We start from the raw sequence: 12,979 nt of genomic DNA on the forward strand, positions 1-12,979 counted from the left end.
CTGGCGCTAGTGGTTGCGCCGCGGAATCCCCGCGGTCTGCGCCACGCGCTGGTACTTGACGGCCGGCTTGAGCACCATGCCCTCGGACAGCGTGTCGACCATCGCGCGCTGGATCTCCTGCCACGGCGTCTGGCTCGCGGGGATCGGATAGCCGCCCGCGGCCTCGAGCTGGCGCGCGCGGGAGCGCAGTTCCTCGTCGTCCACGAGCATGTCGACGCGACGCGCCTCGAGGTCCACGCGCACGCGGTCGCCGGTGCGCAGCAGCGCCAGGCCCGCGCCCGCCGCGGCCTCGGGCGAGGCATTGAGGATCGAGGGCGAGCCCGAGGTGCCCGACTGCCGGCCGTCGCCGATGCAGGGCAGCGCCGAGACGCCGCTCTTGAGCAGGTGCGCGGGCGCGCGCATGTTCACCACCTCCGACGAGCCCGGGTGCCCGATCGGCCCCACGCCGCGCATGAACAGGATGCAGGAGGCGTCGATGTCGAGCGCCGGGTCCTCGATGCGGCGCTCGTAGTCCTCGGGGCCGTCGAACACGATCGCGCGGCCGACGAAGGCATCGGGGTCGCCGGGCGCGCTCAGGTAGCGCGCCCTGAACTCGTCCGAGATCACGCTGGTCTTCATGATCGCGCTGTCGAACAGGTTGCCCGACATCACGAGGAAGCCGGCGTTCTGTCGCAGCGGCGCCTCGAAGGGGCGGATCACGTCGGCGTCCTTCACCGGCGCCTGCGCGCAGTTCTGCGCCAGCGTGCGGCCCGTGACCGTGAGCGCGCCCTCGCGGATCAGGCCGTGGCGATGCAGCTCGGCCACCACGGCCGGCACGCCGCCGGCGCGGTAGAACTCCTCGCCCAGGTACTTGCCGGCCGGCTGCATGTCGAGCAGCAGCGGCACGTCGAGCCCCACGCTCTCCCAATCCTGTATGACCAGGTCCACGCCCGCGTGCTTGGCGATCGCGATCAGGTGGATCGGCGCGTTGGTCGAGCCGCCGATCGCCGAGTTGACGACGATCGCGTTCTCGAAGGCCGCGCGCGTGAGGATGTCCGAGGGCTTGAGGTCCTCGCGCACCATCTGCACGATGCGCCGCCCGGTCTCGTAGGCCATCTGCCCGCGCTCGCGGTACGGCGCCGGAATGGCGGCGCAGCCCGGCAGGCTCATGCCCAGCGCCTCGGCCAGCGCGTTCATGGTCGAGGCCGTGCCCATCACGTTGCAGTGGCCGATCGAGGGCACGGTGGAGCCCACCAGGTCGATGTAGCCCGGAAAGTCGATGCTGCCCTTGGCGAACAGCTCGCGCGCCTTGAACAGCGTGGTGCCGGTGCCGGTGCGCTGCCCGTCGTGCCAGCCGTTGAGCATCGGCCCGCCCGACAGCACGATGGCCGGGATGTTCGCAGTGGCCGCGGCCATCAGCGCGGCCGGGGTGGTCTTGTCGCAGCCGGTGGTCAGCACCACGCCGTCGATCGGGTAGCCGGTCAGCGTCTCGACCAGGCCCAGGTAGGCCAGGTTGCGGTCGAGCGCGGCCGTGGGCCGGCGGCCGTTCTCCTGGATCGGGTGCATCGGGAATTCCATCGCGATGCCGCCCATCTCGCGGATGCCGTCGCGCACGCGCTGCGCGAGCTCGCGGTGGTGCCGGTTGCACGGCGTCAGGTCGGAGCCGCTCTGCGCGATCGCGATGATGGGCCGGCCGGACTGCAGCTCCTCGCGCGTCAGCCCGTAGTTGAGGTACCAGGCCAGGTGGAGCACCGAGAGTTCGCTGTGCTCGGGGTTGTCGAACCAGGCGGCGGAACGGAGGGGGCGGGGGGTCATGGGAGGTCTTTCTCGAAGGGCGTTCTCGTGGTGCGGCGGAGCTTAGGGAGCGCGCCGCGCGAGCGCCAATGAGATCGGTTGCGAGGCTGTATAAGCGCTCCAAATACACCCATGCCCCGCCTGTCGGCCCGGCGCCGACGCGGCTTCTAGAATGGCCCGGTGAGCGCCCTTCCCACCTCCTCCCTCCCCCCCGCCGAACGCCGCCCGATCCGCGAACTCCCCGATGAGCTGATCAGCCAGATCGCCGCGGGCGAGGTGGTCGAGCGCCCGGCCTCGGTGGTGCGCGAGCTGCTCGACAACGCGCTCGACGCGGGCGCGACGCAGGTCACGGTGCGGCTGGCGTCCGGGGGCGTGCGGCTGATCTCGATCGAGGACGACGGCCTGGGCATTCCGCGCGAGGAACTCGTGGTGGCGCTGCGGCGCCATGCCACCAGCAAGATCGCGAGCCTCAATGACCTCGAGACGGTCGGCACCATGGGCTTTCGCGGCGAGGCGCTGGCCGCCATCAACGCGATCGCCGAGCTGAGCCTGCAGTCGCGCGCGGTGGGTGCCGACGGCGCCTGGTCGCTCGACGGCCGCACCGGCGAGCTGCGCCCGGTGGCGCGTTCGCGCGGCACCACGGTCGAGGTGCGCGAGCTGTTCTTCGCGACCCCGGCGCGGCGCAAGTTCCTCAAGACCGATGCCACCGAGCTCGCCCACTGCATCGAGGCGGTGCGCCGCCATGCGCTGGCGCGGCCCGATGTGGGTTTCTCGGTCTGGCACGACGGCAAGCTGGTCGAGCAGTGGCGCGCCAGCGAGCAGCGCGAACAGCGCCTGGGCGATGCGCTCAGCGAGGATTTCGTGGCGCAGAGCGTCGTCGTCGAGCACGTCGGCGGACCGGTGCGCGTGGCCGGCCGCGCCGGCATTCCCGATGCCGCGCGCTCGCGCGCCGACCACCAGTTCTTCTACGTCAACGGCCGCTTCGTGCGCGACAAGGTGCTGTCGCACGCGGTGCGCAGCGCCTACGAGGACGTGCTGCATGGCCAGCGCCAGCCGGTCTACGTGCTCTACCTCGAGATCGACCCCGCGCGCGTCGACGTGAACGTGCACCCGACCAAGATCGAGGTGCGCTTCCGCGACGGCCGCGAGGTGCACCAGGCGGTGCGCCATGCGGTCGAGAACGCGCTGGCCGCGCCGCGCGCCGGCGACGCCGCGCAGGCGGCCCAGGCGCAGCAGCCCTTCTTCAAGCCGGTGTCGCCGGTCACGACCGGCTCGTGGTCGCAGCCCGCCATCAATTTCAGGGCCGCCGAGCGCGGCGCCGGCGATTTCGAGGCCATGTGGCCGCGGCGTGCCAGCGAAACCCTGCTGGCGCCCGAACCCTCCGCGGCCCACTGGCCCGTGCTGTCCGATTCCGGCGTCGGCGCGGCGCCGGCCGCCGACTTCGGCACCCAGGCCCCGGCCGCGCCGTTCCAGGCTCCCGCGGGCCTCGCGGCCGAGCCCCAGGCGCTGGCCCACAACGACGAAGCCTGGCCGCTGGGCCGCGCGCTGGCCCAGCTGCAGGGCATCTACATCCTGGCCGAGAACAGCCAGGGCCTGATCGTGGTCGACATGCACGCGGCCCACGAGCGCATCGTCTACGAGCGCCTGAAGACCCAGCTCGACGGCGCCGCCATCTCGAGCCAGCCGCTGCTGATCCCCGCCACCTTCGCCGCCACGCCGCAGGAAGTGGCCACGGCCGAGGCCTGCACCGCCGTGCTCGCGACGCTGGGCCTGGAGATCACGCCCTTCTCGCCGCGCACCCTGGCGGTGCGCGCGGTGCCCGGCACCCTGGCCGACGGCGATCCGGTCGAGCTCGCGCGCAGCGTGCTGGCCGAGCTGTCGCAGCACGACGCGAGCACCGTGGTGCAGCGGGCCCAGAACGAGCTGCTGTCGACCATGGCATGCCACGGCGCGGTGCGCGCCAACCGCAAGCTCACGCTCGACGAGATGAACGCCTTGTTACGCCAGATGGAGGCAACCGAGCGTTCGGACCAGTGCAACCACGGCCGTCCGACCTGGCGCCAGCTGTCGATCCGGGAGCTCGACGCCCTGTTCATGCGCGGCCGCTGAGCCGAATCCGCGCGAAAAGCCGTCCCAAAAGCCGTCAATTGGCGGCTTTTTGAGGGTTTTTCCGGGTTTGGAGCCGTCATCCGCATGGCGGGCACGCACGTTGCATGGTGAGTTCGCCAAGACGCCGCAAAGGCGCTGGTCAGGGAGGTGTCGAAATGCACGTCGGCGTGTTTCGGCAGCAGGCAGATGAACTTTTTCGCCGGCATCGCTGTCCCTCATTCCCATGATGAAACGCTGGACCCTCCTCGCGTCAGTCCTATCGCTTTGCGCCATTCTTGCCGCCGGCTGCTCGACCTTCGACGAGCAGCAGCGTGAATGGATCTTCCAGCCCAGCGACCGCAGCTGGGGCAACACCGCCACCATGGCCCAGGGCATGCAGGACGTGTGGATCGACTTCCAGTCGTCCATCACGGGCGAACCCGCGCGCCTGCACGGCCTGTGGCTCGGCGGCGAGCCCGAGACCACCGAAACGCCGGTGCTGCTGTACCTGCACGGCGCGCGCTACAACGTGGCGGGCTCGGCCCCGCGCATCCAGCGCATGCACGAGCTCGGCTTCTCGGTGCTGGCCATCGACTACCGCGGCTTCGGCAAGAGCTCCAAGGGCCTGCCCTCGGAAGAGTCGGCGCGCGAGGATGCCCGCGCCGCCTGGACCTGGCTGGCCGCGCGCCATCCGCGCCAGCACCGCTACATCTTCGGCCACTCGCTGGGCGGCGCCATCGGCATCGATCTGGCCGCGCGCGTGAACGACGAGAGCGGCACCATCGTCGAGAGCACCTTCACCTCGATCGCCGACGTGGTCGGCAGCTTCAAGTGGGGCTGGCTGCCCTTCCGTCCCTTCATCACCCAGCGCTTCGAGGCGATCGACAAGGTCAAGGACATCGGCGCGCCGCTGCTGGTGGTGCACGGCACCGCCGACAGCCTGATCAACCCGACGCTGGGCCGCAAGCTCTACGACGCGGCCACCGTGCCCAAGCTCTTCGTGCTGGTGGAAGGCGGCTCGCACCACAACACCAACTCGGTCGGCGAAGCCCAGTACCGCGCGGCACTCACGCAGCTGTTCCGCATGAAGCCCGACAACATGGTGGCGCGCAACCAGCCCAAGCTGTCGCCGCCCTCGCCGGCGCTGCCGCCCGCGGTGTCGCAGCAGGACGTGCGCGGACAGGCGCCCGCGAGCGCCGCGCCTGCGGCAATCTGACACCCACCCATCCCCGTTCACGCCGAGCCTGGCCTGTCGCGAGCCCCGCCGAACGGCGAAGCGCTGCGCGAGGCTTCGACAGGCTCGGCCAGAACGGTTCCGGCTGATCGACCGCCAGCCCCTCAGGCCAGGTCGAACGGCAGCCGCCGCAGCGGCTTGCCCGTCAACTGCGCCACGGCATTGGCGAACGCGGGTGCCAGCGGCGGCAGGCCCGGCTCCCCCATTCCCTTGGGCGCATCGGCGCTCGGCACGATGTGGATGTCGAACTCCGGCACCTGCGTGATGCGCGCCACCGTGAAGTCGCCGAAGTTGCCCTGCTGCACCACGCCGTCCTTCAGGGTGATCGCGCTGCCCGGCAGGCAGGTCGACAGCCCCATCACGGCCGCGCCCTGCACCTGCGCTTCCACGCTGCGCGGATTCACGGCCAGGTTGCAGTGCACGCCGCTGGTCGCGCGGTGCAGCACCGGCTGGCCGTCCTTGACCGAGGCTTCCACCACATAGGCGACCACCGATTCGAAGGACTCGTGCACCGCCACGCCCCAGGCGCGGCCGTCCGCGAGCTTCTTCTTGCCGTAACCGCTCTTGTCGACCGCCAGCTGCAGCGCGGCGCGATGGCGCGGATGCTTGTCGCCGAACAGCTGCATGCGGTAGGCCACCGGGTCCTGCTTCGTGCTGCGCGCGATCTCGTCGATCAGCGTCTCCATCACGAAGGCGGTGTGGGTCGAGCCCACGCTGCGCCACCACAGCACCGGCACGTTGAGCTGCGGATGGTGCACCGTCAGGCGCATCGGCAGCGGATAGGGATCGCGCATGCCCTCGACCGCCGTGGCGTCGATACCGTCCTTCACCATGGCGCCGGCGAACACCGTGCCCGCGGTGATGGACTGGCCCACGATGACGTGGTCCCAGGCGAGGATCGTGCCGCGCTCGTCGAAGCCGATGCGCGCGCGATGCAGGTGCATGGGCCGGTAGTAGCCGCCCTTGATGTCGTCCTCGCGGCTCCACAGCAGCCGCACCGGCACGTCGAGGCCGGCGGCGCGCGTGGCCTTGGCGATCTCGCAGGCCTCGACCACGAAGTCGCTGGTGCTCACGAAGCGCCGGCCGAAGCCGCCGCCCGCCATCTGCACGTTGACCTTCACCTGCGCGGGCTCGAGCTTCAGCGCGCGCGCCGCGGCGAAGCCGTCGAGGTCGGCGGACTGGGTGCCGACCCACAGCTCGGCGCGCCCGTCCGACAGCTTCACGGTGCAGTTCAGCGGCTCCATCGGCGCGTGCGCCAGGTAGGGAAACACGAACTCGGCCTCGAGCTTGCGCGGCGCGCTGGCCAGCGGCGCCATGTCGGCGTCGAACTTGCGGTTGCCGGGGCGGTCGGCCAGTTCGCGGTACTGGGCCAGTTGCTTGTCGGAGTCGACCTTCTCGACCGCCGCCGTGTCCCATTGCAGCTTGAGCGCGTCGCGACCCAGCTTGGCGGGCCAGTAGCCGTCGGCCACCACGGCCACGCCCTCGGCGCCGCGGTCGAGCGGAATGCGCACGACGGCCTTCACGCCCTTGACGGCGCGCGCGGCGCTGTCGTCGACCGACGCCAGGCGGGCACCGAACACCGGCGGATGGGCCACCACCGCCGTGAGCTGGCCCGGGTGTTTCACGTCGATGCCGAAGTCCTGCCGGCCGCTGCTCTTGGCGGCCGCATCCAGGCGCTGGGTCGGGCGGCCGATGATGCGGAAGTCCTTCGGGTCCTTGAGCACCACCTTCTCGGGCACCGGCAGCGCCATCGCCGCCTCGGCCAGTTCGCCATAGCTCGCCTTGCGCCCGCCCGGGCCGAGCACCGTGCCGGCCTGCGTGCGCAGGGTGGAGGCATCGACCTTCCAGCGCGCCGCCGCGGCCGACAGCAGCATGGCGCGGGCGCGCGCGCCGAGCTCGCGGTACTGCACGAAGCTGTTCTTGATGGTGTTCGAGCCGCCGGTCAGGTGCATGCCGAAGAAGGGGTCGGCATAGGCGGCGTCGTTGGTGCCGCTGCGGCTGCGCACCAGCGCCCAGTCGGCGTCGAGCTCCTCGGCCAGGATCATCGGCAGGCCGGTCTGCACGCCCTGGCCGAACTCGAGCCGGTTGATGGTCACCATGACCTCGCCGTTGGGCGCGATCTGCACGAAGGCCAGCGGCTGCTGGGTCGGTTTGAGGCCGCCAGCGGCGGGAGCCGCGGCGCCGGCCTGCGCCAGGGCCAGGTGCGGGAAGGTGCCGAGCGCGAAACCGCTCGCGCCGACGATCTTGAGGAAGCTGCGCCGCGGCAGCGCGGCGGGCTCGTCGGCCGCGGGGCGGGCCATCAGGCGTTGCAGCGAACGCGGCAGGTCGTGGTAGTCGATGTGGGGCAGCATGGCTTTTCCTTCAGGCGAGGTTGCGGGCTGCATCGGCCACGGCCGCGCGGATGCGCGCATAGGTGCCGCATCGACAGATGTTGCCGGCCATGGCCGAGTCGATCTCGTCGGCGCTGGGCTGCTTGCCCGCGGGCAGCGACTGCAGGAAGGCGGTCGCGCTCATGATCTGGCCGCTCTGGCAGTAACCGCACTGCGCGACGTCGTGCCGCACCCAGGCGGCGTGCACGGCGGCGCCGACGCGGTCGCTGCCGTCGGTCATGCGTTCGATGGTGGTGATCTTCTTGCCGTCGGCGGCGGCGATCGGCGTGATGCACGAGCGGATCGCCTGGCCGTCGAGGTGCACGGTGCAGGCGCCGCACAGCGCGGCGCCGCAGCCGAACTTGGTGCCGGTCATGCCCAGCGTGTCGCGCAGGGCCCAGAGGATGGGCGTGCCGGGGTCGGCATCGACCGTGTGGTCACGGCCATTGACGTGGAGCGCAGTCATTGCTTGTTTTCTCCGTGGGTGGGTGGGGGACGGGATTCACTTGGCGCCGTCGAGCAGCCATTGCGCGAGCGCCTGCAGGTCGGCGTCGGGCACCTGGGCCTGCGGCGGCATCGGCATCGGGCCCCATTTGCCCGAGCTGCCGGCCTTGATGCTGGCCGCGAGCTGCGCGGCCGTGCCCTTGCCGTCGCCGTACTTCGCGCCAATGTCCTTCCAGGACGGGCCCACCACCTTGGTGGCGGGTTGATGGCAGGCGACGCAGGCGTACTTCTGGGCCAGCGCGAGGCTGGCATCGGCCTGCAGCGGCCACAGCGCGCCGGCGCCGACGGCCAGGGCCAGCACGAGCGGTGCTGCGATGGAGGTGATCTTTTCTGTGTTCATCGTGGAAAGGAGGGTTGCCTGATTCGACGGCGGGCCCGTGGCGCGCGACGCCGCAGCGCCGCTGGCCCACCGCCGGCGAGTGTGGGGCGTAGACCGGCCGCGCGTTTGCCTGATTCGCTCGCGTTCTTGCCTGAAACACCGAGACTGCGACGGAAATGCGCGCCGCGCGAAAGCGGCGGGCTAGACTTTTCGCGACCTGTACTTCGAAAGGATCCAGATGGACCTCGCCGAGCCCGCGCGGCTGGATTCCCCGGCCGTGCTCGACGACCTGCAACGCGCCGTGGCGCGCACCGCGCATGCCGACGGCGACTACCTCACGGCCATTCCTGCGCTCTCGCTGCACCGCCGCAGCGCCGCGACCGCGCCGCTGCACTGCCTCTACGGCTTCGGCCTGGGCATCACGGTCAGCGGGCAGAAGCGGGTGGCGCTCGGCGGCGAGGTGTTCGACTACGCGGCGGGCCAGTCGCTGCTGACCACGGCCGACCTGCCCGTGGTCTCGCACATCACCCGCGCCAGCGCGGCGCAACCCTTCGTCGGTCTGGCGCTGCAGCTCGATCCGCGCGCGGTCGTGCAACTGGCCGCCGAGATGGCGCTGCCCGCGCCGCCCCGCGACGGCAACCAGCGCGCCATGTCGCTCGGCGACCTCGACCCCACGCTGCTCGGCGCGGTGACGCGGCTGGTCGACCTGCTCGCCGAGCCGCGGCTGATCCCGCAGCTCGCACCGCTGCTGCAGCGCGAGATCATGGTGCGGCTGCTCGCGGGCCGCCACGGCCCGCAGCTGCAGCGCCTGGTGGCGATCGGCTCGCCAAGCCAGCAGGTGGCGCAGAGCATGGCCTGGCTCAAGCTCAACTTCACGCGCAACGTGCTGGCCGACGAACTGGCGGCCTCCGCGAACATGAGCCCCTCGACCTTCCGCCAGCACTTCCGCGCCGTGGCGGGCATGAGCCCGATGCAGTACCTCAAGCAGCTGCGGCTGCAGGAGGCGCGGCAGCTGATGCTGAACCAGGGCATCGACGCCGGCACCGCGGGCGTGCGCGTGGGCTACGAGAGCGCCTCGCAGTTCAGCCGCGAATATGCGCGGCTGTTCGGGGCACCGCCGCTGCGCGACATACGGCGCATGCGCGAGACGAGTTGATATAGAAACACAACAGCCGGACGCAGAGGACGCGAAGGTTTCGCGAAGAGCGCGAAAGAGAAATTCGAAAAATCTCCTTGCATTCCTTTTGCGTCCTTCGCGAGACCTTCGCGTCCTCTGCGTCCGGAAGTCCGCTCCCCGTCTTCGTCCCCCTCTATTTGCTACGCTCGACCCCTTCATGGGTCCCTTTTCCTCTCTCCCCGATCCACCGCGCTTCATCGCCCTCGCCGGCCCCACCGCCTCGGGCAAGACCGCCGTCGCGCTGGCAATCGCGCGCGAACACCCGGTGGAGATCGTCAGCGTCGACTCGGCGCTGGTCTACCGCGGCATGGACATCGGCACCGCCAAGCCGAGCGCCGACGAGCTGCGCGCGGCGCCGCACCACCTGATCGACATCCTCGACGCGCGCGAGAGCTACAGCGCCGCGGCCTTCGTGGCCGATGCGGCGCGGCTGATCGACGAGATCCGCGCGCGCGGCGCGATGCCGCTGCTGGTCGGCGGCACGATGCTGTACTTCAAGGCGCTGTTCGACGGCATCGACGCGATGCCCGCGGCCGATGCCGCGGTGCGCGCGCGCATCGATGCCGAGGCCGCCGAACGCGGCTGGCCCGCGATGCATGCGCGGCTCGCGCAGGTCGATCCGGTCACGGCCGCGCGGCTCGCGCCGCAGGACAGCCAGCGCATCCAGCGCGCGCTCGAGGTCTACGAGAGCAGCGGCCAGCCGCTGTCGCACTTCCATGGCAGCGACAGCAAGTCCACGCGCGGCGTCGAAGGCGGCCGACTGTTCTCGCTCGAGCCCGCCGACCGCGCCTGGCTGCATGCGCGCATCGCGCAGCGCTTCGACGCCATGCTGGCCGCGGGCTTCCTCGACGAGGTGCGTGCGCTGCGCGCGCGCGGCGACCTCTCGCCCGAGCTGCCCTCGATGCGCTGCGTGGGCTACCGGCAGGCCTGGGAGACCCTCGACGTCGCCGACCCGCCCGCTGCCGCCGCCCTGCAGGACCTGCGCGAACGCGGCATCGCCGCCACGCGCCAGCTCGCCAAGCGCCAGGTCACCTGGCTGCGCGGCATGCCCCACCGCACCGTGATCGCCTGCGACGCGCCCGACGCGCTGCCGTCGGCGGTGCACCTCATCGCGCCCACGCTTATCCCATGACCCTGCGCCTCTCCGACCTGGGCAAGCACTACGGCCAGGCGCCGGTGTTCGAGCACGTCAGCCTCGCGATAGAGCCCGGCGAGTTCGTCGCCATCGTCGGCGAATCGGGCGTCGGCAAGTCCACGCTGCTCAACTGCATGGCCGGCCTCGACCGCTGGGACACCGGCAGCGTGGTGCACGACGGCACCGACATCGGCGCGCTCGACGCCGAGGCCTGCGCGCTCTGGCGCCGGCGCCACGTGGGCTTCGTGTTCCAGGCCTTCCACGTGCTGCCGCACCTCGACGTGGCGCAGAACGTCGCGCTGCCGCTGATGCTGCTCGGCGAGCGCCGCGACGATTCGCGCATCGCGCGCATGCTCGAGGCCGTGGGCCTGCCGGGCATGGGCGCGCGGCTGCCGCAGACGCTCTCGGGCGGCCAGCTGCAGCGCGTGGCGATCGCGCGCGCGCTGATTCACCGGCCCGCGCTGCTGCTGGCCGACGAGCCCACGGGCAACCTCGATCCCTCAACCGCCGCCAAGGTCATGGATCTGCTGATCGCGCAGACGCGCGAACATGGCGCCTCGCTGGTGCTGGTCACGCATTCGGAGAGCGCGGCCGCGCGCGCCGACCGGCTGCTGCATCTCACGGCCGCGGGCATCCGCGTCGGCTGATGGCGCGCGCGCCCTGGCCGCTGGCCGCGATCGCGGCGATCTATGTCGCCACCGAGCTGTGGCAGGTGGCCGCGCGGCCCAGTTCGATGATCGGCATCCGGCTGGCCGTGTATGCGCTCGTATTCCTGGCCGCGCTGCGCGGCAGCCGCGCGGCGGCCTGGCTCTGGGGCGCGATCAGCGCAGTCGCGGCCGTCGCCAGCGCCTTCGCGCTCTGGACCTTGGTTTCCACACGCAACGCCAACGGCGTGGGCCCGGCGACGATCGCCTTCATCGGCTTCCAGGCCGTCTTCTATGCGGTGGGCACGGCCTACATCTTCGGCAGCCGCTCGCTGCGCGCCTTCCAGCAGTCGCGCGGCGCGTTGCGCGGCAAGGGGTCGGCGGCCCCGTCGCAATCGCCCTACGACGGCGCGCGCATCGCGCTCGGCAGCGACGCGCTGATGCTGGTGCGCCAGGGCAGCGTGCAGACCCGTGTCGAGCTCGCGGCCATCGATGCGATCGCGGTGCGCTCGCAGACCCTGGCCGAGGGCCTGCCGCGCGTGTGGATCGAGCCCTGCGCGCAGCGCGACGGAACGCAGCCGCTGATGGCGGTCACCACGCTGGCCGGCGGCTTCGCGCGCTTCGAGGCCTGGCTGTTCGAGCTGCCGGGCTTCGATGCGCCGGCCTACCGGCAGTTGCTCGAGTGCGGCGAGAACGCGAGCCGCATCGTCTGGCGCCGACCCTAGGCGGTGCCGCCGAGCAGCGCCGCGTAACGCCCCAGGTCCACGTTGCCGCCGCTGATCAGCACGCCCACGCGCTGGCCCGCGATCAGCGGGCCCGCCGCGCAAGCGGCCGCGAACGCGAGGCAGCCCGTGGGCTCGACCACCATCTTCATGCGCTCGGCGAAGAAGCGCATCGCCTCCACCAGCTGCGCATCGCTCACGGTGAAGATGTCGTCGACGTCGCGCCGGATGATGCCGAAGGTGTACTCGCCCAGGTGCTGCGTCTGCGCGCCGTCGGCGATGGTCTTGGGCGTGTCGATGTGCACGATGCGGCCCGCGCGGAACGACTGCTGGCCGTCGTTGCCGGCCTCTGGCTCGACGCCGTAGACCTTGCAGCCGGGCGCGAGCGCGCGCGCCGACAGGGCCGAGCCCGACAGCAGCCCGCCGCCGCCGAGGCAGACGAACAGGTGGTCGAGCGGGCCCGTTTCCTCGATCAATTCCTTCACGGCCGTGCCCTGGCCGCTGAGCACGTCGGGATGGTCGTAGGGCGGGATCAGCGTCATGCCGCGCTCGGTGGCGAGCCGGCGCGTCAGCGCCTCGCGGTCCTCGGTGAAGCGGTCGTACTGCACCACCTCGGCACCGTAGCCGCGCGTGGCCGCGAGCTTGGCGGCCGGCGCGTCCTTGGGCATCACGATCACCGCGGGCATCGACAACAGGCGCGCGGCCAGCGCGATCGCCTGCGCATGGTTGCCCGACGAGAAGGCGATCACGCCGCCCTTGCGCTGCTCGGCGTCGAACTTCGACAAGGCATTGAACGCGCCGCGGAACTTGAACGCGCCCATGCGCTGGAAGTTCTCGCACTTGAAGAAGAACTGGGCGCCCCAGCGGGCATCGGCGGTGCTGGATCGCAGCACCGGCGTGCGGTGGGCATGGCCTTCGAGCCGCGCGGCCGCGGCGGTGACGTCGTCGTAGGTGGGGAGTTGCATGGGCCTAAGTGTCGCGCAGTTGAAAGCGCGCGGGCAAGGCCGCGGGCAC

The 12,979-nt window shown here is 71.3% G+C and carries 11 protein-coding genes; 6 read left to right on the forward strand and 5 right to left on the reverse strand.

Going from position 1 to position 12,979, the window contains the following annotated elements:
* Positions 1–6: 6 nt before the first annotated feature.
* On the reverse strand, positions 7–1,794 hold the full coding sequence (locus tag INQ48_21090) for a dihydroxy-acid dehydratase family protein (protein ID QRF55863.1): 1,788 nt from the start codon (positions 1,792–1,794) through the stop codon (positions 7–9).
* Between the two features lie 159 nt (positions 1,795–1,953).
* Here INQ48_21090 and mutL point away from each other — a divergent pair, with 159 nt between their 5' ends.
* A complete protein-coding gene (gene mutL / locus INQ48_21095; protein ID QRF55864.1) occupies positions 1,954–3,882 on the forward strand; it encodes a DNA mismatch repair endonuclease MutL in 1,929 nt (642 codons plus the stop codon).
* A gap of 226 nt (positions 3,883–4,108) precedes the next feature.
* Positions 4,109–5,077, forward strand: a complete 969-nt coding sequence (locus INQ48_21100) for an alpha/beta fold hydrolase (protein QRF60827.1) — start codon at positions 4,109–4,111, stop codon at positions 5,075–5,077.
* A gap of 122 nt (positions 5,078–5,199) precedes the next feature.
* On the opposite strand, the gene INQ48_21105 is transcribed toward INQ48_21100, so the two are convergent.
* From INQ48_21105 to INQ48_21115, 3 genes are read right to left on the reverse strand one after another with little or no spacing between them, the layout of a single operon-like run.
* Positions 5,200–7,446: a xanthine dehydrogenase family protein molybdopterin-binding subunit gene (locus tag INQ48_21105; protein QRF55865.1), complete on the reverse strand. Its 2,247-nt coding sequence runs from the start codon at positions 7,444–7,446 to the stop codon at positions 5,200–5,202.
* 10 nt (positions 7,447–7,456) lie between these two features.
* Positions 7,457–7,930 carry a (2Fe-2S)-binding protein gene (locus INQ48_21110; GenBank protein QRF55866.1) on the reverse strand — a complete coding sequence of 158 codons (474 nt, stop codon included), beginning with the start codon at positions 7,928–7,930 and terminating at the stop codon, positions 7,457–7,459.
* Between the two features lie 36 nt (positions 7,931–7,966).
* A complete protein-coding gene (locus tag INQ48_21115) occupies positions 7,967–8,284 on the reverse strand; it encodes a c-type cytochrome (protein QRF60828.1) in 318 nt (105 codons plus the stop codon).
* A gap of 241 nt (positions 8,285–8,525) precedes the next feature.
* On the opposite strand from INQ48_21115, the gene INQ48_21120 reads away from it, so the two are divergent.
* The 4 genes from INQ48_21120 to INQ48_21135 all read left to right on the forward strand — a co-directional run bounded on the left by INQ48_21120 (position 8,526) and on the right by INQ48_21135 (position 11,968).
* A complete protein-coding gene (locus INQ48_21120) occupies positions 8,526–9,443 on the forward strand; it encodes an AraC family transcriptional regulator (GenBank protein ID QRF55867.1) in 918 nt (305 codons plus the stop codon).
* Positions 9,444–9,621: 178 nt separating this feature from the next.
* On the forward strand, positions 9,622–10,596 hold the full coding sequence (gene miaA, locus INQ48_21125) for a tRNA (adenosine(37)-N6)-dimethylallyltransferase MiaA (GenBank protein QRF55868.1): 975 nt from the start codon (positions 9,622–9,624) through the stop codon (positions 10,594–10,596).
* Positions 10,593–11,246 carry an ABC transporter ATP-binding protein gene (locus INQ48_21130; GenBank protein ID QRF55869.1) on the forward strand — a complete coding sequence of 218 codons (654 nt, stop codon included), beginning with the start codon at positions 10,593–10,595 and terminating at the stop codon, positions 11,244–11,246. Before miaA ends, INQ48_21130 begins: the two co-directional genes overlap by 4 nt.
* A complete protein-coding gene (locus tag INQ48_21135) occupies positions 11,246–11,968 on the forward strand; it encodes a hypothetical protein (protein ID QRF55870.1) in 723 nt (240 codons plus the stop codon). The genes INQ48_21130 and INQ48_21135 overlap by 1 nt, the downstream gene beginning before the upstream one ends.
* Here the strand turns inward: INQ48_21135 and INQ48_21140 are convergent.
* A complete protein-coding gene (locus INQ48_21140; GenBank protein ID QRF55871.1) occupies positions 11,965–12,930 on the reverse strand; it encodes a threo-3-hydroxy-L-aspartate ammonia-lyase in 966 nt (321 codons plus the stop codon). The genes INQ48_21135 and INQ48_21140 overlap by 4 nt on opposite strands.
* Between the last annotated feature and the right edge of the window lie 49 nt (positions 12,931–12,979).

This window comes from Variovorax paradoxus, assembly GCA_016806145.1.
Taxonomy (GTDB): domain Bacteria; phylum Pseudomonadota; class Gammaproteobacteria; order Burkholderiales; family Burkholderiaceae_C; genus Variovorax.